Origin of the sequence: Actinomadura sp. NBRC 104425 (assembly GCF_030269545.1) — a bacterium.
Classification (GTDB): Bacteria; Actinomycetota; Actinomycetes; order Streptosporangiales; family Streptosporangiaceae; genus Spirillospora; species Spirillospora keratinilytica.
In genome coordinates, this window is record NZ_BSTN01000004.1 from 114,560 (window position 1) to 137,464 (window position 22,905).

Annotated in this window: 21 protein-coding genes; 18 read left to right on the plus strand and 3 right to left on the minus strand. The window is 73.7% G+C overall.

Annotation, left to right across the window (positions count from 1 at the left end; all coding sequences use genetic code 11):
* The first annotated feature begins 19 nt into the window (after window positions 1-19).
* The 14 genes from dctP to QSK22_RS08450 all read left to right on the plus strand — a co-directional run bounded on the left by dctP (window position 20) and on the right by QSK22_RS08450 (window position 15,905).
* On the plus strand, window positions 20-1,309 hold the full coding sequence (dctP, locus tag QSK22_RS08385) for a TRAP transporter substrate-binding protein DctP (RefSeq protein ID WP_285493439.1): 1,290 nt from the start codon (window positions 20-22) through the stop codon (window positions 1,307-1,309).
* Window positions 1,310-1,403: 94 nt separating this feature from the next.
* Window positions 1,404-2,018, plus strand: a complete 615-nt coding sequence (locus QSK22_RS08390; protein WP_285493440.1) for a TRAP transporter small permease — start codon at window positions 1,404-1,406, stop codon at window positions 2,016-2,018.
* Window positions 2,015-3,559 (plus strand): TRAP transporter large permease, encoded by a 1,545-nt coding sequence (locus tag QSK22_RS08395; RefSeq protein ID WP_285493441.1) that lies wholly within the window; start codon window positions 2,015-2,017, stop codon window positions 3,557-3,559. Before QSK22_RS08390 ends, QSK22_RS08395 begins: the two co-directional genes overlap by 4 nt.
* Before the next feature lie 55 nt (window positions 3,560-3,614).
* Window positions 3,615-4,856 (plus strand): cytochrome P450, encoded by a 1,242-nt coding sequence (locus tag QSK22_RS08400; RefSeq protein WP_285493442.1) that lies wholly within the window; start codon window positions 3,615-3,617, stop codon window positions 4,854-4,856.
* Between the two features lie 4 nt (window positions 4,857-4,860).
* Window positions 4,861-5,094, plus strand: a complete 234-nt coding sequence (locus QSK22_RS08405) for a ferredoxin (RefSeq protein WP_285493443.1) — start codon at window positions 4,861-4,863, stop codon at window positions 5,092-5,094.
* Window positions 5,087-7,609: a CaiB/BaiF CoA-transferase family protein gene (locus tag QSK22_RS08410; RefSeq protein ID WP_285493710.1), complete on the plus strand. Its 2,523-nt coding sequence runs from the start codon at window positions 5,087-5,089 to the stop codon at window positions 7,607-7,609. The genes QSK22_RS08405 and QSK22_RS08410 overlap by 8 nt, the downstream gene beginning before the upstream one ends.
* On the plus strand, window positions 7,606-8,235 hold the full coding sequence (locus tag QSK22_RS08415; RefSeq protein WP_285493444.1) for an FAS1-like dehydratase domain-containing protein: 630 nt from the start codon (window positions 7,606-7,608) through the stop codon (window positions 8,233-8,235). Before QSK22_RS08410 ends, QSK22_RS08415 begins: the two co-directional genes overlap by 4 nt.
* 4 nt (window positions 8,236-8,239) lie before the next feature.
* Window positions 8,240-8,716, plus strand: coding sequence for a hotdog family protein (locus tag QSK22_RS08420; protein ID WP_285493445.1), 477 nt, complete (start codon window positions 8,240-8,242; stop codon window positions 8,714-8,716).
* Entirely contained in the window at window positions 8,713-9,882 is a 1,170-nt protein-coding gene (locus QSK22_RS08425) for a thiolase family protein (protein ID WP_285493446.1), read from the plus strand. The genes QSK22_RS08420 and QSK22_RS08425 overlap by 4 nt, the downstream gene beginning before the upstream one ends.
* 28 nt (window positions 9,883-9,910) lie before the next feature.
* Window positions 9,911-10,312, plus strand: coding sequence for a Zn-ribbon domain-containing OB-fold protein (locus QSK22_RS08430; RefSeq protein ID WP_285493447.1), 402 nt, complete (start codon window positions 9,911-9,913; stop codon window positions 10,310-10,312).
* 20 nt (window positions 10,313-10,332) lie between these two features.
* Window positions 10,333-11,145, plus strand: a complete 813-nt coding sequence (locus QSK22_RS08435; RefSeq protein ID WP_285493448.1) for an enoyl-CoA hydratase/isomerase family protein — start codon at window positions 10,333-10,335, stop codon at window positions 11,143-11,145.
* On the plus strand, window positions 11,142-12,803 hold the full coding sequence (locus tag QSK22_RS08440; RefSeq protein ID WP_285493449.1) for an AMP-binding protein: 1,662 nt from the start codon (window positions 11,142-11,144) through the stop codon (window positions 12,801-12,803). Before QSK22_RS08435 ends, QSK22_RS08440 begins: the two co-directional genes overlap by 4 nt.
* Window positions 12,804-12,813: 10 nt before the next feature.
* Window positions 12,814-13,701 carry an HpcH/HpaI aldolase/citrate lyase family protein gene (locus QSK22_RS08445; RefSeq protein ID WP_285493450.1) on the plus strand — a complete coding sequence of 296 codons (888 nt, stop codon included), beginning with the start codon at window positions 12,814-12,816 and terminating at the stop codon, window positions 13,699-13,701.
* 44 nt (window positions 13,702-13,745) lie between these two features.
* Entirely contained in the window at window positions 13,746-15,905 is a 2,160-nt protein-coding gene (locus tag QSK22_RS08450) for a molybdopterin-containing oxidoreductase family protein (protein ID WP_285493451.1), read from the plus strand.
* A gap of 39 nt (window positions 15,906-15,944) precedes the next feature.
* On the opposite strand, the gene QSK22_RS08455 is transcribed toward QSK22_RS08450, so the two are convergent.
* Entirely contained in the window at window positions 15,945-16,802 is an 858-nt protein-coding gene (locus QSK22_RS08455; protein WP_285493452.1) for an SDR family oxidoreductase, read from the minus strand.
* Window positions 16,803-16,920: 118 nt separating this feature from the next.
* Here QSK22_RS08455 and QSK22_RS08460 point away from each other — a divergent pair, with 118 nt between their 5' ends.
* The 4 genes from QSK22_RS08460 to QSK22_RS08475 all read left to right on the plus strand — a co-directional run bounded on the left by QSK22_RS08460 (window position 16,921) and on the right by QSK22_RS08475 (window position 20,304).
* Window positions 16,921-17,451, plus strand: a complete 531-nt coding sequence (locus QSK22_RS08460) for a winged helix-turn-helix transcriptional regulator (protein WP_285493453.1) — start codon at window positions 16,921-16,923, stop codon at window positions 17,449-17,451.
* 297 nt (window positions 17,452-17,748) lie between these two features.
* Complete coding sequence (locus tag QSK22_RS08465; RefSeq protein WP_285493454.1) at window positions 17,749-18,915, plus strand: NAD-dependent epimerase/dehydratase family protein; 1,167 nt, start codon at window positions 17,749-17,751, stop codon at window positions 18,913-18,915.
* Window positions 18,912-19,685 (plus strand): class I SAM-dependent methyltransferase, encoded by a 774-nt coding sequence (locus tag QSK22_RS08470; protein WP_285493455.1) that lies wholly within the window; start codon window positions 18,912-18,914, stop codon window positions 19,683-19,685. Before QSK22_RS08465 ends, QSK22_RS08470 begins: the two co-directional genes overlap by 4 nt.
* Before the next feature lie 79 nt (window positions 19,686-19,764).
* Window positions 19,765-20,304 (plus strand): GtrA family protein, encoded by a 540-nt coding sequence (locus tag QSK22_RS08475; RefSeq protein WP_285493456.1) that lies wholly within the window; start codon window positions 19,765-19,767, stop codon window positions 20,302-20,304.
* On the opposite strand, the gene QSK22_RS08480 is transcribed toward QSK22_RS08475, so the two are convergent.
* Both QSK22_RS08480 and QSK22_RS08485 read right to left on the minus strand, forming a co-directional pair.
* Complete coding sequence (locus QSK22_RS08480) at window positions 20,211-21,029, minus strand: glycosyltransferase family 2 protein (protein ID WP_285493457.1); 819 nt, start codon at window positions 21,027-21,029, stop codon at window positions 20,211-20,213. The genes QSK22_RS08475 and QSK22_RS08480 overlap by 94 nt on opposite strands.
* Window positions 21,026-21,988, minus strand: coding sequence for an NAD-dependent epimerase/dehydratase family protein (locus QSK22_RS08485; RefSeq protein WP_285493458.1), 963 nt, complete (start codon window positions 21,986-21,988; stop codon window positions 21,026-21,028). The genes QSK22_RS08480 and QSK22_RS08485 overlap by 4 nt, the downstream gene beginning before the upstream one ends.
* Between the last annotated feature and the right edge of the window lie 917 nt (window positions 21,989-22,905).

The following is a 22,905-nucleotide window of genomic DNA, read 5'->3' on the forward strand; positions in this document are numbered from 1 at the left end:
CCGAGCGACGGAGTGGAACATGGTCGCTAACAGCGGTGGCCGGGGCGTGCGCGCAGTCGCCCTCGCCCTGGGCGCATGCAGCGTCCTCGCACTGTCGGCGTGCGCCGACACCCAAGGCGGCGGGGCCGGTGGCGGTGGAGGCAAGGGCGTTCCCGCGGGGGCCACCATCGAGCAGTACAAGGCGGCCTTCGCCGACGTCGAACCGATCAAGCTGACCACCCAGTCCCCGTCCCCCAAGGGCTCGGTCACCGGCAAGAACGTCGAGGACTACCTCAAGGCCGTCACCGAGTGGTCCGGCGGCAAGATCACCTTCGAGGTGACCTACTCCAACGGCGTCGCCCCGCCCGCCGAGGTGGACGACGCCCTGGTGGACGGCCGGCTGGACATCGGCCAGGTGCTGCCGATCTACGAGCCCTCGGAGTACCCGGCCAACGCGGCGCTGATCCAGGCGAGCTTCGTGTCCAACCAGACGCCGATCGCCGGGACGCTGCAGTCCAACGCCTGGCCCAACGAGGTGGCCTTCAAGACGCCCGAGATCACCGAGGAGTTCGAGAAGAAGGGCATCAAGCTGATGGTGCCCTACTACGACTCGGGCGCCAACGTGATGTTCTGCCGCAAGCCCCGCCGCGACCTGGCCTCGCTCAAGGGCGTGCAGACCGCCTCCGGCGGCCAGGCGCAGAACACCGAGCTGACCGCGCTGGGCGCCGCGCCCGCGTCGGTGCCCTACACCGAGCAGTTCGAGAGCCTGCAGCGCGGCGTGGTCGACTGCACCGTCTCCAGCTTCACCGTCGGGGTGCTCGGCGGGTTCGTCAAGGTCGCGCCGAACGTGACCATCGACCCCGCCGCCGGGTTCGCGCTGGCCCCCGGCGGCATGGCGATCAACCAGCAGACCTGGGACGGGCTGCCGCTGGTCGCCCGCCAGCTGCTGTGGGACCGGCTGGACGTCTTCCTGAGCTCCAACATCGAGGGCAAGATCTGGCCGAACATCGCGCAGGCCGTCTCCGAGGCCAAGGCGGCGGGCGGCTCGGTCGGCCCGTTCTCCGACGACGCCCGCAAGGCCATGACCGCGGCCAACACCCGCATGCTGAACGACCTGCGGACCAAGGCCAAGGTGGACGACCCCGGCGCGTTCGTGACGAACATCCAGTCGGCCGCCGACCGGTGGCTGAAGGAGGCGCAGGCCGTCGGGCCGAAGGAGACCGTGGCCCACGCCGACTTCGATAAGTGGTACAAGTCCGGCAAAGTGGACGTGGATCGCTACATCCAGCAGGTCTACCAGCAGATCTTCCTGCCGCACCGCCCGTCCTGACCGCCCGTTCTGACCGCCCGTTCTGACCGCACGTCTTGGCCGCCGCGCCCCGCCGCGGCGGCCCAACCCACCCCACCTTCGCCATGGAGCCGCCATGAGCGCACCATCCCACCCCGCTGCCGACGGCCGGCCCGAGCACGCGCCGGACGCCGCGTCCCGCAGGTTCCGGCTGGACGTGGCCGTGATCGAGGTGGCGGCCGTGGCCGTGACCTTCGTGATGATGCTGCACATCACGGTCAACGCCCTGCTGCGGTCGTTCGCCGACCGGCCGGTGCCCAACACGCTGGAGATCGTGCAGTACTGGTACCTGCCGGTCGTCGCCTTCCTCGGCTTCGTCGCCGCCCAGCACCGCGGCCAGCACATCGCGGCCGACCTGCTGTTCGAGCGGCTGCCCCAGGCGGGGCGGCGCCCGGTGCTGGCGGTGGTGCTGGCCGCCTGCTGCGCGCTGGCCGCGGGCTTCGCCTGGTACGGCTGGCAGGAGGCCCTGCACGCCTACGAGATCAAGAAGACGGCGGGGGTGAGCGAGGTCCCCGCCTGGCCGACGTACTTTCTGGTCCCGCTCGCCTTCGCCGGGCTGACCGCGCAGTTCGCCGCGGCCGCCGTGCGGGCCGCGCTGCGCCCGGTCACCGGCCCCGCCACCACCGACCCCGACGAGGCGGCCGTCCTGCAGGAGCTGTCGGCCGCCGAGAACAAGGAGGCCCGGTCATGACCGAACCGGCCACGCGCACCGTCGGCGCCCCGGCCGGCGCCGAGGACCCCGGCGGCGACGGCCGGGAAGGCGCCTCGGAGATGCGGTCCTGGATCGTCCTCGTCCTGACCGCGGCGGCCGTGGTGGGCTCCACCGTCGCGCTGTTCCTGCCGCTGGTGCCCGAGGCGATCGGCGCGCTGGCCTGTGCGCTGATGCTCGTGCTGATCTTCCTGCGGATGCCGGTGGCGATCGCGATGACGATCCCGGCGCTGCTCGGCGTGCACGCGCTGCGCGGATGGCCGCTGGTGGAGAGCACCCTGACGACGCTGCCCTACCAGCAGGTGGCGAACTGGACGCTGAGCGTCGTGCCCATGTTCATCCTCATGGGCCTGCTGCTGTGGCGGGCCGGGCTCACCGAGAGCCTGTACTCGGTCGGCCGGATGTGGCTGGGCTGGCTGCCGGGCGGGCTGGCCGTCGGCACCAACCTGGCGGGCGCGGGCCTGGCGTCGGTGAGCGGCTCCTCGGTCGGGACGACCTACGCCCTGGCCCGCATCGGCATCCCCGAGATGCTCAAGGCCGGGTACGACAGGCGGCTGGCGATCGGGTCGGTCGTGGTCGCGGGGCTGCCGGGCCAGCTCATCCCGCCGAGCATCATGCTGGTCATCTACGCCGGGATCGCCGAGGTGCCCATCGGGCCGCAGCTGCTGGCCGGCATCGGCCCGGGCCTGCTGGTCGCGGCCCTGTTCACCGTCATGATCGTGCTGTTCGCGCGGCGCTGGGCGGGGACGGGGGCGGCGGCCGAAGCGGCGGCCCGGGCGGCCTCCGGCGCGGCCTTGGGTGCGGCCTCTGCACCCGCGGCGACCTGGCGGGACAGGTTCGTCGGGCTGGTGAGCATCTGGCCCGTCCCGCTGCTGATCGTGCTGATCGTGGTGGGCATGTTCTCCGGCGTGTTCACCGCCACCGAGGCGGGGGCCGTCGCCGCGCTGGTGTCGCTGCTGGTCACGCTGGTGTGGCGGCGCGGCTCGGGCGCCTGGCGGGCGGTGGCCGACGCCGCGACCGGCACCGTGGCCAGCGTCGGCGCGATCTTCTTCATGCTGATCGGCGTCGAGGCGCTGTCGCGGATGCTGACCCTGACCGGGATCAGCAACGGGTTCGCCGAGCTGGTGGAGGGGCTGAACCTCAACCGGGTGAGCTTCCTGCTGCTGATGACGGTGGTCTACGTCGTGCTCGGCACCTTCATGGAGCCGCTGCCGATGATGGTGCTGACCATCCCCATCCTCATGCCGACGCTCAAGGCGCTGGACATCTCCCTGCTCTGGTACGGGGTGTTCGCGGTGTTCATGGGAGAGCTGGCCGTGGTGACGCCGCCGGTCGGCATCCTGGCCTTCATCATCTACAGCATCACCAAGGACCCGCAGGTCAACCAGGGTCAGAGCATCAGCATGAACGACGTGTTCCGGGCGGTGTGGTGGTTCATGCCGATGGCGATCATCGTCACGCTGGTCCTGATCTTCTTCCCGCAGATCGCGACGTTCATCCCCGGCCTGGCGTCGGGCGAGTGACGAGTTCTCGTCCCGCGGGACCCGAGCGACAACCGAACGACGAAGGAATCCCCCGATGAGCGAGACCAGGCAGCGGACCGGGCCGGACGACGCGCCCGGGGTCCGGACGATGCGCGGCTGCCCCGTCAGCCACACCGAGTACGGCGAGGACTCGGAGCTGTACGGGCACTACGCCCTGCTGGACGCCGAACGCGAGGCCGCCCGGTTCCACTTCAACGACACCCGGCCGCGCGGTTTTTGGATGCTGCAGCGCTATGACGACGTGCTGGAGGGCTTCCAGAACCACGCGGTGTGGACGACACGCGTGCGCAGCGCGCTGAACCCCGAGCCGGGCATCGCGCTGCTGCCGCAGGACCTCAACGGCAAGGAGCACGCCAAGCTGCGGCGCGTCCTCAACCCGTTCTTCTCCCCGGCGGCGGTGCGGCGGATGGAGCCGCTGGCGCACAGCCGCTGCGTCGAACTGGTGGAGGAGGTCCGGCCCAAGGGCGGCTGCGACTTCGTCGCCGAGTTCGCCATCCGCTACCCGACCGACCTGTTCCTGTCCCTGCTGGGCCTTCCGGTCGCCGACGGCGAGTTCTTCCTGCCCTGGTCGGAGACGCTGTTCGCGGGCTTCTTCGGCGGCGACCCCAAGGCGGCCGCCGAGGCCCGCCGCAACATCCTGGAGTACTTCGACCAGGCGGTGAACGAGCGCCGCGCCGCACCCCGCGACCCGGCCGAGGACATGGTGACGCGGCTGGTGCAGGCGCGGATCGACGGCGAGCCGCTGTCCCAGGAGGACATCCTCACCATCTGCATGACGCTGATGCTGGCGGGGCTGGACACCACCCGCAGCGCGCTCGGCTTCATCTTCACCCACCTGGCCCGGCACGAGGAGGACCGGCGGCGGATCATCGCCGAACCCGAGCTGGCGCCCGCCGCGGTCGAGGAGTTCCTGCGCATGTACCCGCTGGTCATCCAGGCGGGCCGCGAGGTGCAGGAGCCGCAGGACTTCCACGGCCTGCCGCTGGAGAAGGGCGACGTCGTCTGGCTGGGCATCGCCTCGGCCAACCGCGACCCCCGCAAGTTCCCCGACCCCGACCGGTTCGTGCTGGGCCGCGAGGGCGTCAACCAGAACCTGGCGTTCGGCGCCGGCCCGCACCGCTGCCTGGGCATGCACCTGGCCCGCCTCGAGCTGGCGGTGGTGCTGCGCGAGTGGCACGCCCGCATCCCCGACTACCGGATCCGGCCGGGCGTGACGCTGACCGAGCGGGGCGGCCAGCTCACCATGCCGACGCTGCCCCTGGAATGGGAGGTCTGAAGGAATGTTCCTGTCGATCGACGCGGACCGGTGCATGGGGCACGGCCGCTGCTACTCGGTGGCCGAGGGGCTGCTGTCCGACGACGACGAGGGCTTCGTCGCCCAGCGCGGGCAGACCATCGAGGTCCCGGACGGGCTGCTGCCGGACGCGCGGGAGGCGGCCAGCGCCTGCCCCGAGCGGGCGATCTCCCTGCGCGAGGCCTCCCGTCCGCTGGGCGGCGCCGGTGCCGATGCTTGAGCACCTGCGCGTCCTGGACCTGACCGACGAGCGCGGCCTGATGTGCGGGCGGCTGCTCGCCGACCTGGGCGCGGACGTGGTGCAGGTCGAACCGCCGGGCGGGTCGCCCGCCCGGCAGGCCCCGCCGGTCGCCGGCGGGCCGGGCCCGTCGCTGTTCTGGGAGGCCTACGCGGCCGGGCGGCGCGGCGTCGTCGCCGACCTGGACACCGAGGAGGGCCGCGCGCTGGTGCACCGCCTGGCGGACGCGGCGGACGTCGTCGTCACCTCGGCCCCGGCGGCGTGGCTGCGGGAGCGGGGCCTGGACCCGCAGACGCTGCGCACCGGCCGGCCCCGGCTGATCGTCACGGCGATCACGGCGTTCGGGCTGTCCGGGCCCAAGGCCGGCTACGCCGACGGCGACCTGGTCGTCTGGGCGGCGGGCGGCCCCCTCGACCCGCACCGCGACGAGGGCCGGCCGCCGCTGCGCATCAGCGCCCCGCAGGCGTTCCTGCAGGCCGGGGCGGACGCCGCGGCGGGCACGCTGCTGGCGGTGCTGGCGCGGGAGGCCACCGGCGAGGGGCAGGTCGTGGACGTCTCGGCGCAGGCGTGCCTGGGCGTGGCGACGCTCGCGCGCGTCCTGGCGCACGCGGTCGGCGACGGCGACCCCGAGTGGCACCGCGAGCCCGCACCGCCCTCCGACCAGAGCGGCAGCGGCGCCGCCACGCCCAACGCCATGAAGAAGTGGCAGGTCAAGGACGGCATGGTCGAGCTGCACCTGTCGATGGGCCCGGCGGCCGGAGCGTTCACCAACAACCTGTTCGCCTGGCTGCGCGACGAGGGCGCGGTGGACGAGCGCATCGCGTCCTGGGACTGGCGCACCCTGCCGCGCCTGCTCGCCGACGGCACGCTCACCCCCGCCGACCTGGACGAGGCCCGCGCCGCCGTCCGCGCCTTCCTCAAGGACCGCACCAAGGCCGAGGTGCTGGACGCGGCGCTGCGCCGCCGCCTGCTCTGCGTGCCGATCTTCGACATGGCCGACGTGGCGAACGCGCCCCACCTGGCGGCCCGCGGCTTCTGGTCCGAGGTGGAGATCGAGGGCCGCAAGGTGCGCATCCCCGGCCGCTTCGCGCAGGTCACCGGCGGCGACGGGCCGCGGGTGCGGCGCCGCGCCCCGCGCGTCGGCGAGCACACCGGCGAGGTGCTGCGCGAATGGCTCCCCGGCGACCGCGCCGACCCTGCCGACCATGCCGACCGCGCCGTCTGCGCCGACCGTGCCGTCTGTACCGACCGTGCCGTCCCGGCGGCCCGCCCGCGGGGCGCACGGGCCCTGGACGGCCTGAAGGTGCTGGACCTGGCGTGGGTGGTCGCCGGGCCGCTCATCGGCCGGGCCCTCGCCGACTTCGGCGCCTGCGTCGTGCGGGCCGAGTCCGGCACGCGCATCGAGACGGCGCGGCTCATGCAGCCGTTCTACGGCGGCGCGCCCGGCCCGGAGAACTCGGCGCTGTTCGGCAACTGCAACGCCGGCAAGCTCGGCCTGACCGTCGACCTCAACAGCGAGGACGGGCGCGCGGTCGTCCGCGACCTGGCGCGCTGGGCCGACGTGGTGGTCGAGTCGTTCTCGCCCGGCCGGATGGCCGCCTGGGGGCTGGACTACGCCGCGCTCGCGGCGGACAACCCGTCCCTGATCATGCTGAGCACCAGCATCGCCGGGCAGAGCGGCCCGCTGGCCAGGCTCGCCGGGTACGGCAACGTCGGCTCGTCGCTGAGCGGGCTGCAGGGCCTGGTCGGCTGGGAGGACCGGCTGCCGCTCGGCCCGTTCGGCCCCTACACCGACTACCTCGGCCCCCGGCTGGCGCTGGCGGCGCTGCTGGCGGCGGTGGAGGACCGCCGCCGCACCGGGCGCGGCCGCCACATCGACGTGGCGCAGATCGAGGCGGGCGTGTTCTTCCTGTCGCCGCAGGTGGCGCGGTACGGGTTCGACGGGACGATCGCGCGGCGCCGGGGCAACCGCGACGAGGTGCTCGTCCCGCACGGCGTCTACCCGTGCCGGCCCGAGGACGGCCGCGACCGGTTCGTGGCGATCGCCGTGCGCACCGACGCCGAGTGGCTCCGCCTGGCCGCCGTCCTCGACCGCCCCGACCTGGCCGGACGCGAGGACCTGGCCACGGCGCCGGGCCGCCGCGAGCACGAGGACATGCTCGACGAGGCGATCGCCGAGTGGACGTCCCGGCACCGCGCCCGGGACGTGGAGCGGCTGCTGCAGGCCGAGGGCGTCCCGGCCCACACGTCCCAGGCGAGCGCGGACTTCGTCGCCGACCCGCAGCTGGCCGCGCGGGGCCACATCGTGGCGCTGCCGCACCGCCTGCACGGCACGGCGTACGTCGAAGGGCCGCGCTACCTGCTGTCGGCGACGCCGGGCGCCGTGCGACGTCCCGCCCCGACGCTGGGGCAGGACAACGAGACCGTCCTGCGGGAGATCCTCGGCTACCCCGAGGCGCGGGTGCGTGAACTGCTGGAGGGAGGCGCGCTCCGTTGAGCGCACAGGCGAGCACGAAGAACAAGGCGGCCGCCGGGCCGGACGACTGGAAGGCCGAGTGGCAGCCCGTCGTCGACGCGGTCGGCCGCGACTTCTCCGACGGGGAGACCGTCTGGGGCGCGGACGCCGTCGAACGCGGCGCGATCCGCCGATATCTGGAGCCGCTGGAGTTCGACTGCGCGCTGCACACCGATCCACAGGTGGCGCGCCGGGCCGGGTTCGCGGACGTCACCATGCCCTACACCGGGCTGATGTCGTGGACGCTCCCGCCGATGTGGCGGCCCGGCGAGACGCTGTTCGACAGCGACGACCGCGACGCCCAGCCGGTGCGCAGCGCCATCAACAACCAGGACATGCCGATCGGCCCGAAGACCACCGGCTTCTTCGGCACCGACATCGAGGTGGACTTCCTGCGCCCGGTGGTGGCGGGCGAGCGCATCGGACGGCGCGGGCGGCGGCTGGTGTCGTGCGTGCCGAAGGAGACCTCGGTGGGGCGGGGCGCCTTCATGACCTGGGAGAGCGAGATCGTCACCACGTTCGGCGAGGTGGTGGCGCGCATCCGCATCGGCACCTACGCCTATGTCCCCAAGAACGACGTTCCCGACAACGACGACCGAAAGGGGTGAGCCGGTGGACACGACGGCCCTGGAAGGGCGCAGGTTCGAGGACGTGACGGTCGGGGAGGAGCTGCCCGGCGCCGACTACCCCCTGACCGTCTACCGGCTGGTGATGGCGGCGGGCGCCAACCGTGACTTCAACTCCATCCACCACAACACCGAGTACGCCCGCAAAACGGGCGCGCCCGAGATGTACGCCAACACCCAGTTCCTGCTGGGCGCGTGGGAACGCTGCGTCCGCGACTGGATGGGCCTGGCCGGGCAGATCCGCGCCATCCGCGGCTTCCGGATGCGGTCGTTCAACGTCGTCGGCGACACCATGCGGGTCCGCGGCGAGGTCAAGGACGCGCGCATCGACGAGGAAGGCCGGGGCGTGGTGGAGATCGCGATCCGCTGCGAGAACTCCGGCGGCGTGACGGTCGGGCCGGGCGTCGTCGAGGTCGTGCTGCCGCGCCGTGGTGAGGAGGACGCATGCGAGGAGGGCGCATGAGCGGGGGACGCACCGCGGTCATCGCGGGCCTCGGGCTGACCGAGTTCGGCCGGATCTACGGGCGCACGCCCGCCGACTTCGCCGTCGAGGCGATCGCGCGCGCCGCCGAGGACGCGGGCCTGGCGCTGGGCGACATCGACGGCCTGCTGGTCAACCCCGGCGTCGGCGGCGACATCGACCTGCGCCTGCAGTCCACGCTGCAGATGCGCAACACCCGACTTCTGGCGACCATCCAGGGGTTCGGGTCGTCGGCCGGGCAGATGGTGCAGTACGCCTCGATGGCCATCGCCGCCGGCATGGCCGACGTGGTGGCCTGCGTCTACGCGGACGCGCCGCTGAAGGAGGGCAAGGGCGCCGGCGCCTCGTACGCCGGGCAGCGGCGGGCGATGCGCGGCGTCGGCGCGCTGCCGGCCGCCGCCGGGCTCAAGGCGGCGCCCGAACGGTACGCGATCGCGGCCCGCCGCCACATGGAGACCTACGGGACGACCAGCGAGCAGTTCGGCGCCGTCGCGGTCGCCGCCCGGCAGTGGGCGTCGATGAACCCGCGCGCGCAGATGCGCGAGCCGATCACGCTGGCCGACCACCAGGCCTCCCGCATGATCGCCGACCCGCTGCGGCTGCTGGACTGCTGCCTGGTCAGCAACGGCGGCGTCGCGGTGATCCTCACCACCGCCGAGCGGGCCGCGGGGCTGCGCAGGCCGCCGGTGCACATCTGGGGCTGGGGGCAGGCGCACCCCGGCTACGTCAACCGGCGCGGCAGCGAGTTCGGCCTGGTCACGGGTGCGGCGCGGTCGGGCGCCGAGGCGCTGAAGATGGCCGGGATCGGCGTCGGCGACATCGACATGTGCCAGATCTACGACTGCTTCACCTACACCACGCTGGTCACGCTGGAGGACTACGGGTTCTGCGCCAAGGGCGAGGGCGGCGCGTTCGTCGCGAGCGGCGCGATCGCGCCCGGCGGGAGCCTGCCGGTCAACACCGGCGGCGGCGAGCTGTCGTCCTTCTACATGTGGGGGATGACGCCGCTGTCGGAGGCGGTCATCCAGGCGCGGGGCGAGGGCGGCGACCGCCAGGTGCCCGCGCACGACCTGATCATGGTGAGCGGCAACGGGGGAGTGCTCGACTTCCACTCGACCCTCATCCTCAGCCCGCACCCCAGGACGTGACGCGATGCCGGACGAGAAGGACGCACTGATGAGCCTGATCCCTGTGGAGCGGGACGAGCACTCGGCCCCGTTCTTCGACGCCGCCGCCGAGGGCACGCTGCTGCTGCGCTACTCGCCCAGCAGCGGCGAATGGTCCGAGCCGGCCGCGGTGGTGTGCTCGGTGACGCAGGCGCGGGACCTGCAGTGGCGGCCCGCCGCGGGCACCGGCGAGCTGGTGTCCTGGACGGTCAAGCCGGGCCGCCGGGGCCCCGACGGCGTCCGCGGGCCCGACCAGGTCATCGGGCTGGTGGAGCTGACCGAGGGGCCGTGGCTGACGCTGCGGCTGGTGGACGCCGAGGGCCTGAAGCTGCGCGCGGGCCTGCCGGTGCGCGTCGAGTTCGTCCGCCCAGAGGGCGGCGAGCCCCTGCCGGTCGGCCGCGTCCACGACTAGAATCTATGAGTATGAATCGTATGAATAGTGGGTCGGTGGGCGTGCACGTGGAGCGCCGCGGGCCGGTCGCCTGGATCCGGATCGACCGGTCCGAGCGGCGCAACGCCTACGACCTGGCCATGGCCCGCACCATGATCGGGGCGTTCGAGGACGCCGCCGACGCCGACGCGGTGGTGCTCACCGGCACCGGCGGGGCGTTCTGCGCGGGCGGGGCGCTCGACCAGCTCGACGACCCCGACCCGGGCCGGCTGCGGGCGCTGTTCACCGCCTCGCTGCGGCTGGTCGACGCCATCCGCGCCTGCCCCCGCCCGGTGATCGCCGCGGTCGACGGGCCCGCCGCCGGAGGCGGCAACGAGCTCGTCGTCGCCTGCGACTTCGCCATCGCCACCCGCCGCTCCACGTTCGGGCAGACCGGGCCCCGGGTGGGCTCGGCCGGGGTGCTGGGCGCCACGAACATGCTCACCGTCCAGATCGGCGAGAAGCGCGCCAAGGAGATGGCGATGCTGTGCCGCCGCTACACCGCCGAGCAGGCCCTCGCCATGGGCCTGATCAACGAGGTCGTCGACGACGACGGGCTGGAGGAGGCGGTGGCGCGCTGGATCGCCGAGATCCGCGCGCTCAGCCCCCGCTACCTGGAGATCGCCAAGATCAGCTCCAACCAGTGGTGGCACCAGTCCGCCGACAACATGAACACGGGCCTGGGCATGCTCGTCCAGGCCATCGGCAGCGAGGACATGCGCGAGGGCGCCCGGGCCTTCCTGGAGCGGCGCGCCCCCGACTTCCGCGGCGCCCGCGCCGCGACCGACGCCGCACGTGAAGGGGGCCGTCCGTGACCTTCCGCTACTACCGCGACATCCACCCCGCCTTCCCGAACCGCGAGGACTGGGCGCTGCCCACCGTCCTGCGGCACCACGCCGAACGGCGGCCCGACGCCGTCTGGCTGGACGCCCCCGAGGAGAACGCCGCCTGGACCTACGCGCAGGTGCTCGCCGAGGCCGAGGCGATCGGCGCGGCGATGCTGGCGAACGGGGCGCAGCCCGGCGACCGGGTCGTGATCTACGCGGCGAACTCCTCCCGGTTCGTGCGCACCTGGCTCGGCACCGCCGTCGCCGGGCTGGCGGAGGTGCCCATCAACACCGCCTACGAGCACGACTTCCTCGCCCACCAGGTGCGCACCGTCCGGGCGCGGCTGGCCGTCGTCGAGGACGTGCACGCCGCACGGTTCACCGCCGTCGCCGAGGCCGCCGCCGACATCCGCAAGTTCTGGGTGATCGACACCGGGCGGCAGGCCGAGGCGATCGAGACGCTGCGCGCCGCGGGCTGGGAGGCCGCCCCCTGGGAGGAGCTGCTCGCCGGCGGCCCCGCCGAACTGCCCGCCGTGAGCCCCCGGGACCTGGCCGCCGTCTTCTTCACCTCCGGCACGACCGGCCCGTCCAAGGGCGTGGCCATGCCGCACACGCAGATGTACTTCTTCGCCCAGGAGTGCGTCGCGCTCACCCGGCTGACCGCGGACGACGCGTGGATGGCGGTCACCCCGCTGTTCCACGGCAACGCCCAGTTCATGGCCGCCTACCCGGCGATGGTCGCGGGCGGCCGCTTCGTGCTGCGCAGCCGGTTCAGCGCCAGCCGGTGGATCGATCAGATCCGCACCGGCGGTGTCACGGTCACCAACTTCATCGGCGTGATGATGGACTTCATCTGGAAGCAGCCGCGCCGCCCCGACGACGCCGACAACCCGCTGCGCTGCGTGTTCGCCGCGCCCACCGCCGCCTCGATCCTCGCCCCGATGAAGGAGCGCTTCGGCATCGAGGCGTTCGTGGAGGTGTTCGGCCTGACCGAGACGTCCGCGCCGATCCTGTCCCCCTACGGGGAGGACCGCCCGGCGGGCGCGGCGGGGCTGGCCGCCGACGAGTGGTTCGACGTGGCGCTGGTGGACCCGGAGACCGACGAGGAGGTCCCGGTCGGGCAGGTCGGCGAGCTGGTCGTCCGGCCGAAGGTGCCGTTCATCTCCAGCAACGGCTACTTCGGCATGCCCGACCGCACCGTCGAGGCGTGGCGCAACCTGTGGTTCCACACCGGCGATGCGCTGCGCCGCGACGAGGACGGCTGGTTCTACTTCGTCGACCGGTTCAAGGACGCGCTGCGCCGGCGCGGCGAGAACATCAGCTCCTACGAGGTCGAGACCGCCGTGCTCAGCCACCCGGCGGTGGCCGAGTGCGCGGTCATCGCGGTGCCCGCCGCGTCCGAGGCGGGCGAGGACGAGGTCATGGCCTACCTGGTCACCCGCGACGAGGTCACCCCCGAGGAGGTCTGGCGGTGGTGCGAGGGCCGCATCCCGGCCTTCGCCGTCCCCCGCTACCTGCGGTTCGTCGACGCGCTGCCCAAGACGCCGTCGCAGCGCGTCCAGAAGGCCAAGCTCCGCGCCGCCGGGATCACCCCCGACACCCACGACCGCACCCCCGACGCCGCCGGCCGGGCGGCGGGCCGCTGAAAGGCACGCGATGCACCCCTACCGATCGGTCCTGTTCGTCCCCGGACACAAACCCGCGTGGGCGCGCAAGGCGCTGGCGTCCGGGGCCGACGCCATCGTGCTCGACCTGGAGGACTCGGTACCGGACGACCTCAAGGCCGAAAGCCGCGACACCGTCCGCGCCGCGCTCGCCGAGCTGCGCGCCGCGGACCCGCGCATCGGGCTGTTCGTCCGGCCCAACGCGCTGGACACCCGGCTGGCCGGGGCCGACCTGGAACGCGTCGTGGGCCCGGAGCTGACCGGCCTGTTCACCCCCAAGATCCGCAACGCCGCCGACGTGCTGCGCTGGGAGGCCCTCATCGACTGGTTCGAGGCGCGCAACGGCGCGTCCGGCCTGGAGATGATCGTCCCGGTGGAGACGGTCGAGGCCATCGACGAGTGCGGCGCGATCGCGGCCGCCTCGCCGCGGGTCGGCGCGATGATCGGCCCGACCTCGCGGCACGCCGACATCGCTCGCGCGGTGGGTTTCCGGTGGTCGCCGGAGGGCAGCGAGTCGCTCTACCTGCGCAGCCGGGTCCTGCTGGCCTGCCGCCGGCACGGCCTGCACGCGCTGACCGGCCTGTGGGAGGACCTGGCCGACCTGGAAGGGCTGCGCGCGTTCGCCGACTACGGCCTGCAGCTGGGCTTCCGCGGGCAGGTCGTCATCCACCCCTCGCACGTGCCCGTCGTCAACGAGGTGTTCACGCCCACCGACGACGAGGTCGCCTACCACGAGGAGCTGGTGGCGGCGGTGGAGCGGGCGGCGAGGGACGGGCACGGCGCGGTCCGCTTCCGGGGCCAGCACATCGACCTGGCCCACGCCGAGAAGGCCCGCCGCTGGCTGGCCCACGCCCGCATGGTCCGCGGCGCCGGCACCTAGGGCGAGGGGTGGCGGGCGGCGGGGGGTGGCGCATAATCGTCCCCATGGGGACGATGCAAGTGACCACTTACTGCCGGATCTGCGAGCCGCTGTGCGGGCTGACCGCCACCGTCCGCGACGGCGAGCTGCTCCGGCTGCGCCCGGATCCCGACCATCCGCTCTCCCGCGGCTTCGCCTGCCCGAAGGGCATCGCGATGGCCGAGGTGCACAACGACCCCGACCGCGTCACCCGGCCGCTGCGGCGCCGCGCCGACGGCGGATTCGACGAGGTGAGCTGGGACGAGGCCCTGTCGGACATCGCCGCCCGGCTCACCCGGATCCGCCGCGAGCACGGCGGCGGCGCGATCGGCTGCTACTTCGGCAACCCGGCGACGTTCTCCTACAGCCACCCGCTGTGGCTCACCGGGTTCATGGGCGCGCTCGGGTCGCCGCACCTGTACTCGGCCGGATCGCAGGACGTCAACAACCGCTTCGCCGCCAGCGCGCTGCTGTACGGGGCGCCGACGCTGGTGCCCATCCCCGACCTCAAACGCACCGACCTGCTGCTGATGATCGGGGCGAACCCGCTGGTGTCGCACGGCAGCGTGCTCAGCGCGCCGCGCATCCGCGACGACCTGGCCGCGATCGTCCGCCGCGGCGGCCGCGTCATCGTCGCCGACCCGCGCCGCACCGAGACCGCCCGCGCCTTCGAGCACCTGCCCGTCCGCCCCGACGGCGACGCCTGGCTGCTGCTGTCGCTGCTGCACGTCATCTTCGCCGAACGCCTCGAGGACGCCGCCGCCTGCGCGCGCCAGGCCACCGGCCTGGCCGAGCTGCGCGCCCTGGCCGCCCGCTTCGCCCCCGAGCGCACCGCCGACCGCAGCGGCGTCCCCGCCGACCGGGTGCGGGCCCTGGCCCGCGACCTGGCCGCGGCCGAACGCGCCGTCGTCTACGGCCGCACCGGCTCCTGCCTGGGCCGGTACGGCACCCTCACCGCGTTCCTGATCGACGCGGTCACCGCCGTCACGGGCAACCTGGACCGCCCCGGCGGGGCGGTCTTCGGCGAGTCGCCCGTCCGCGTGGACGAGATCCTGCGACATTCCGGCCGCGCCTCCTACGGCCGGACCCGCTCGCGCGTCGGCGGCTACCCCGACATCCTCGGCACCTTCCCCGCCGGGGTGATGGCCGAGGAGATCACCGCACCCGGCCCGGGGCGGCTGCGGGCGCTGCTGGTGGCGGCCGGGAACCCGGTGCTGACGGTGCCGGGCAGCGCCGCGCTCGACGCCGCCCTCGACCGGCTCGACCTGCTGGTCTGCATCGACATGTACGTCAACGAGACCGCCCGCAAGGCCGACTACGTGCTGCCCGCCACCACATGGCTGGAACGCGAGGACATCCCGCTGCCGTTCCTGCAGCTGCACCTCACCCCGTACGTGACCTGGACCGAGCCGGTCGTGCCGCCGCGCGGCCAGGCCCGCCAGGAATGGCAGATCTTCGACGAGCTGGCCCGCCGCATGGGGCTCGGCGTGGGCGCCCTGCGGGCGCAGCGCATCGCGCACCGCCTCGGCGTGCGGCCCTCGCCCCGCTTCCTGGTGGACGCGCTGCTGCGCACCGGCCCGTACGGCGACTGGTACGGGCTGCGGCGCGGCGGCCTCAGCCTGAAGCGGCTGCGCGCCCACCCGCACGGCATCGTCCTGGCCGAGCACCACCGCACCGGCAGGCTGCGCCGCCGCATCTGGCACCGGGACAGGCGGGTCCACCTGGCCCCGCCGCAGATCGCCGCCGAGATCGACCGGCTCGCCGCCGACCCCGAGCCGCCGCCGGAATACCCGCTGCGCCTGATCGGCATCCGCGAGCAGCGGTCGCACAACTCCTGGATGCACAACGCGCCCGCGCTGATGCGCGCCAAGGGCGGCACGCGCGGGCAGGTCGCGCGCGTGCACCCCAAGGACGCGGCCGAGCACGGGCTCCAGGACGGCGACCGGTGCCGCATCTCCTCGCCGCACGGCTCGGTGGAGCTGCCGGTGAAGGTCACCGACGAGATGACGCCGGGCACCGTCGCCGTCCCGCACGGCTGGGGTCACCGCGGGGGCTGGCGGGTCGCCAACGCCGCCGGGGGCGTCAACGTCAACCTGCTCGCCTCGCCCGACCCCGCCGACCTGGAGCCCCTGGCGGGCATGGCCCACCTCAACGGCGTGCCGGTGCGGATCGCCCCGGCACGCTGACCGGTCGGCTGACCGGTCAGCTGAACGGCGCGCCCGCGGTCAGCCCTTCAGGGCGGCCGCGACCGCGTCGGCGAGCGCGGTGGTGGGGCGGCCGATGAGGGCGCGCAGGTGGCCGGAGCCGGTGGTCAGGTCGCCGCGGGCGATGCCGGTGTCGCTGTCGGCCAGGGTTTTGGCGTAGGGCTCGGGCACGCCCGCCGCGACCAGCGCCTTGGCGTACTCCTCCTCCGACATGTTGCGGTAGGCGATGTCCCTGCCGGTCTGCCGGGACAGTTCGGCGGCGAGCTCGGCCATGGTGAACGGGGTGTCGCCGCCCAGCTCGTAGGTCTTGCCCGCGTGCCCGTCCCCGGTCAGGACGGCGGCCGCGGCGGCGGCGTAGTCGGCCCGGGTGGCGGCGGCGATCCGGCCGTCCCCGGCGGCGCCGATGAGCGTGCCGCTCTCCAGGGCGGGCGCCAGGTTCTCGGTGTAGTTCTCCAAGTACCAGCCGTTGCGCAGGAACACGTGCGGCAGCCCCGACTCGCGGATGACCGCCTCGGTGGCCTTGTGCTCCTCGGCGAGGACCATCTTGCTGGTGTCGCAGTTGAGGATGCCGGTGTAGGCGATGAGCTCGACGTTCGCGGCGGCGGCGGCCTCCACCACGTTGCGGTGCTGGGGGACGCGCCGGCCGACCTCGCTGCCGGAGACGAGCAGCAGCCGGGTGGTCCCGGCGAGCGCGGCGGCGAGGGTCTTTGGCTCGTCGTAGTCGGCCCGGCGCACCTGGACGCCGCGTTCGGCCAGGTCGGCGGCCTTGTCGGGGGTGCGTACGGCGGCGACGATCCGGTCGGCGGGCACGCCGCGCTCCAGCAGCGCCTCGACGGTCAGCCGGCCGAGCCTGCCGGTGGCTCCGGTGATGGTGATCACAGCGGTTCCTCTCCACGGTGAGTGCGTACTGGCGATCGTGCACTAACTATTCCACAGCACTAACCAGAGGGGAGAGGCGGTGCGGTGCGGCGGCCGCCCGGGCGGTTACCGTTGACACATGACCAGCACGAGCCCGGACGTGACCCGTCCCGCCCCCCGCGCCGAGGCCGACGGCACCGCCGGCAGCACCGCCGGCGACATCACCGACGAGCTGGTCGCGGACGTGTTCGCCCGCGCCTGCCCGTCCCGCCGCACGCTCGAGAACGTCACCGGCAAGTGGGGCGCGCTCGCCCTGGCCGCGCTCGCCGAGGGCAGCCACCGCTTCAACGCGCTGCGCCGCCGCGTCGACGGGGTGAGCGAGAAGATGCTGGCGCAGACCCTGCACGTGCTGGAACGCGACGGCATGGTGGTGCGCGACGTGCGCGCCACCATCCCCCCGCACGTCGAGTACAGCCTGACGCCGCTGGGCGAACGCGTCGCCGCCCGGCTCTGCGACCTGATCCGCCTGGTGGAGGAGGAGATGCCGGCGGTGCTGGCCGCCCGCGCCCGCTACGACCGGGCCCGCGCCGCCGACCGCGCCGCCGACCGGGCCGCCGACCGCGCCGCCGACCGGGGCGCCGACCGCGCCGCCGACCGGGGCGCCGGCTGAGGCGCCGCCGGGCCCGGGCCGGGGCGCCGGCGGGGGCGCGGTGCCGGCCGGAAGGCTTACAGCTGGCATTCAGTTTTGCCCGGTAAGGTGACGGCCGGGTGAGCCGGAAAGCCTGGTCGGCATGGAGTCGGCGCTCGTCAGAAGGGTGTCGGCCCATGTCGGCGATCGTTCCCACCGGCTGCCGTCATGGCCCCCCACCATGCCGTTCCCGGGGCCGCCCATGTCGCATCCGCGCCGCGGGCCGGCCGTATTCCGCGCTCGCCCGACGAACCGGTCCGGACAGGTCAGGAGTGATGCATGCGGATTCTCGTCCTCGGCGGCGACGGGTACCTCGGGTGGCCCACGGCGCTGCACCTTTCGCGGTGCGGACATGACGTCGCGGTCGCCGACAACTTCGCGCGGCGCCAGTACGACTACGAGCTCGGCGTGGAGAGCCTGGTGCCGATCGAGACGCTGCAGACGCGCGTCGCGGCGTGGCGGGAGGTGACCGGTGCGTCCATCGAGGTGTTCATCGGCGACCTCACCGACGCCGACTTCACCTACGACATGCTGCGCACCTTCCGGCCGCACGCCGTGGTGCACTTCGCTGAGCAGCGCGCCGCGCCCTACTCGATGATCGACCGCAAGCACGCGGTCTACACCCAGGTCAACAATGTCGTGGGAACGCTCAACCTGCTGTACGCCATCGCCGAGGTGGACCGCGACATCCACCTGGTCAAGCTCGGCACCATGGGCGAGTACGGCACCCCCAACATCGACATCGAGGAGGGCTGGCTCGACCTGGAGTACAAGGGGCGCAAGGACCGGGTGCTGTACCCCAAGCGCCCCGGCTCCTTCTACCACCTGTCCAAGGTGCACGACAGCCACAACATCGAGTTCACCTGCCGGATCTGGGGCCTGCGCGCCACCGACCTCAACCAGGGCGTGGTGTACGGGCAGCAGACCCCCGAGACGGTGCTCGACGACCGGCTGGCCACCCGCTTCGACTACGACGCGGTGTTCGGCACCGTGCTCAACCGGTTCGTCATCCAGGCCGTGCTCGGGCACCCGCTGACCGTCTACGGCCGCGGCGGGCAGCGCCGCGGCATCATCGACATCCGCGACACCGTCCGCTGTATCGAGCTGGCCTGCGAGAACCCGGCCGAGCGCGGCGAGTTCCGGGTGTTCAACCAGATGACCGAGGCGATGAGCGTCCAGGAGATCGCCGAGACCGTGGTCCGCTGCTTCCCCGGCGACGCGCGCATCGAGCACCTGGACAACCCGCGGGTCGAGCACGAGGACCACTACTACAACGTCACCCACACCCGGCTCCTGGAGCTGGGCCTCACCCCCCATCTGCTGTCCGATACGCTGATCACCTCGCTGTTCGACGTGACCAAGCGGCACGCGCACCGGGTGCGGCCCGAGGCCCTGACGCCCAAGGTGGACTGGCGCCGCCACGCCAGCCCCGTGCAGGAGACATGACCGACCGGGAGCCGTCCATGACCTCACCCGAGGGCGCGTTCGCCCGCGCGACCGGCCGCACCGTGCCGGCCGAGGAGGGCGGCGCCGACAAGCCCCGCTACCGGCGCTACCAGTACGACCTCATCGCCCCGCACTGCGGCCGCAGCGTGCTGGAGGTGGGCGCCGGGCTCGGCGAGTTCGCCGCCCAGTTCACCGGGCTGGACCGGCTGGTCGTCACCGACGTCGACCCGGACGCGGTCACGCTGCTGAAGAACCGCTTCGCCGACCGGGCCGAGGTGGAGGCCCACCAGTTCGACCTGGCGGGGACGCAGGCGCTGGACCGGCCGGTCGACACGGCAGTGGCGATCAACGTGCTTGAGCACTTCGAAGACGACGCGCACGTGCTCGCCGTGCTGGCGCGTTCGGTCGTCCCCGGCGGCACGATCGTGCTCTGGGTGCCCGGCTACCAGAGCCTGTACAGCGAGTTCGACCGCCGCGTCGGGCACTTCCGCCGGTACACGCCCGCGACCCTGCGGGACGCGATCCGGCGGGCCGGGCTGGCGTGCGAGCTGTCGCGGCCGGTGAACCTGCTCGGCGGCGTCGCCTGGTGGGCGGCGATGCGGCTCGGCAGGGTGCAGGGGCCCAAGTCGGGGGCCGTGGGCGTGTACGACCGCGTGGTCGTCCCGGCCACCCGGGTGCTCGACCGGCTGCTGCCGATCCCGTTCGGCCAGTCGGTGCTGGCCGTCGCCCGCGTGCCGGACGCCGGCCCGCGGGCGGAGAAGGCGCGGTGAGGCGATGACCGCCACCGCGCCGGCCCGGCCCGCGGTCCCCGCGGCGCCGGCCCGCGGGCGGAGAAGGCGCGGTGAGGCGATGACCGCCACCGCGCCGGCCCGGCCCGCGGTCCCCGCGGCGCCGGGCCGCCGCCGCTCGTTCGCGCGCGTGTTCACCCGGTACACGATCGGTTCGGTGCTGGCCGCCGTGGCCAGCGAGGCGGTGCTGCTGCTCACCTACGGGCCGGGGCTGCTCGGCCCGCAGGCCGCCTCCGTCGCGGCCTGGGCGGCGGGCGCGGCGCTCAACTACGGGCTCAACCGGTGGTGGGCCTGGGGCCGCCGCGGCCGCGCCGACCCGCTCCGCGAGCTGCTGCCGTACTGGGTGATCGCGCTGACCACCATGGCCCTCAGCGCGTGGGCCACCGGCGCGGCCGACCGGCAGGTCGACCGGCTGGTGGAGGACGAGGCGCTGGGGGCCGCCCTGGTCGGCGGGGTGTTCCTCGCCGTCTACGGGGTGATGTTCGTGGTGAAGTTCGTCCTGTTCCACTACCTGGTGTTCGCCGACGGCGGGCGCCCCGGGCGCCGGCCGCGCGCGGCGCGCCGCTCGCGCCACCAGGTGCCGAACACGACGCGGGAGTAGCGGTACCCGTACACCAGGTTGCCGCCCTTCTTGGTGGTCCCGGCCGTGCGCAGCCGCATCGTCGCCGGGACCTCCTTCACCCGGTACCCCCGGGAGATCACGCCGATCAGCAGCTCGGACGCCTGGTACTGCGGCTGGTTCAGGGTGACGGCCCCGGTGACCTCGGCGCGCATGGCGCGCAGGCCGAAGGAGGTGTCGGTGACGCGCTGCCCGGTCAGCAGGCTCACCACCCAGGCGAACACGTACACGCCCGTGCGCCGCACCCGGTCGTAGGTCTCCTGGCGGCCCAGCCGCCGCGACCCGGTGACGAAGTCGGCCTCGCCGCTCAGCACCGGCGCCAGCACCCGCTCGATGTGCGCCGGGTCGTACTGGCCGTCGGCGTCGGTGGTGACGATGTACTCGGCGCCGCCCTCGCGGGCGATCCGGTACCCCAGGCGCAGCGCGGCGCCCTGCCCCCGGTTCACCGGCACGTCGCAGACCATCGCGCCGTGCTTGCGGGCGACCTGGGCGGTGTCGTCGGTCGAGCCGTCCACCACCACGATCGTCGCGGTCTCGTGCCCGCCCACCGTCGCCGGGATCGCCCCGACGACCTCACCGATGCCGTCCTGTTCGTTGTAGGCGGCGATGACGATGGCCACCGGAGGAAGCCGTGTGCCGTACTCGGCGCGGAACGCCGCCAGCGCCGCCTCGTCGACGTCCTCGACCTTTTCGTTCACCGCGGTCACGACGCCTCCCCCGCGGGGGCGAAGTCGGGCCACACGGTCGCCAGCCCGGAGCGCAGGTCGTGGCGCGGCTCGTAGCCCAGGGCGCGGGCGGCGGAGATGTCCAGCACGACGGCGGGCATCTCCCCGGCCTTGGCCAGCACGTGCTCGACGGGGATCGGCGCGCCGGTGACCTCCCGGGCCGCCTCGATCAGGTCGTTGACGCTCGTCGACCGGCCCGACCCGACCACCAGCGGCCCGGTCAGGCCCTTGCGCCAGGCCAGCAGCACCGCCTGGACGATGTCGTCGACGTGGACGTAGTCGCGCAGCTGGCGGCCGTCGCCGTACACCTGGACGCCCGTCCCGGCCGCGGCGGCGCGCATCAGGCGGGGCACGAAGCTGTCCTTGTGCAGCATCCCCGGGCCGTACACGTTGGCGAACCGCAGTGCGCACGCCCGCATGCCGTACACGCCCGAGTAGGCGCTGAGCAGCATCTCCGCGGCCGCCTTGGTCGCCCCGTAGGGGGTGAGCGGCCGCAGCGGCAGCCGCTCGCTGATCGGCGCGTCGCCCACGTCGCCGGTGACGGCGTTGGTCGAGGCGAACACCACCCGGCGCACCTTCTGCTCGCGTGCCAGTTCCAGCAGCCCGGCGGTGGCGTCGACGTTCAGCCGGTACACCCCGGCCGGGTCCTCGATCGACCGCAGCACCGACGTCGCGGCCGCCAGGTGGACGATGCCGTCCGGCGCGGTGCCGACCGCCCGCTTGCGCACATCGGGGTCGCACAGGTCGCCCACCACCGAGCGGACCGCGGGATCCGGATGGGGCCGCCGGTCGGCCACGATCACCTCCGCCCCGGCATCGAGCAGGGCCGCCACCACGCGGCTGCCGATGAACCCCGCGCCGCCGGTGACCAGCACCCGCGCGCCCTCAAGCTTCGCCTCGTCCGGCGACTCCAACCCCTCCACCGGCGACTTCTCCCTCACCTGCGTTCACTCGCGACGCTCGCGTGCTTGTCTTTGAAGCTCGACCCTAGCCGACCTTGGTCGCAGCTCTGGCCGCTCGACCGCATCGCGGCGTCCCCGGTTCGCCGGGCGGCGCCCCCCTTCGGCATGATGACCGGCGAAAGGAAGGACACCCGGTGACCCACGTGCTGGCGGCGGGCCTGCCGCTGACGATCGGACTGGTCCTGGCCGTGGCCGCCGCGCGCGCGGGGTGGCGGCCGCCGCTGACCGCGGCGCTTGCGGTCGGCGCGCTGCTGCGGCTGGTGCTGCTGGTGGTCGCCGTCCGGGACGGCTGGCAGCCCTACGACCTGGCCGAGGACTTCCGCTCCACCGCCGACACCGTGCTCGACGGCCGCGACCCGCTGGTGCACCTGCGGGAGGGAGGCTGGCACTTCCTGCCCTTCCTGGCCTACGTCCTGGCGGGGCAGCGGGCGCTCGGCGAGCTGCTGGGCGTGCCGTGGGGCGTCGTCGGCCGGGCGGTGCCGATCCTGTGCGACCTGGCGCTGATTCCGCTGGTGGGCAGGCTGGCCGCCGACCCTGGCAAGAGCGGGCTGCGCGCCTTCCAGTACGCCTGCGCCCCGGTGGGCGCGATGGTCAGCGCCATCCACGGCCAGTTCGCGCCGATCACCCTGCTGCTCGGGGTGGCGGCCCTGGTGGTGGCGCGGGACGGCGGCCGGGGGGCGGGCCGCGCGCACGCCGCCGGGATCCTCGTCGGGTTCGCGGTGACCTCGGCGAGCTGGGCGGCCCTGATGCTGCCCGGCGTGCTGCTCGCGCTGCCCGGGGTCCGCAACCGGGTCGTCGCGTTCGTGTGGACGGGCGTGGTGCCGCTGGTGTTCCTGCTGAGCGGCTGCGTGTTCCTGGGCACGCCGGTGGGCGACCTGCCCTCGACGCTCGCCAAG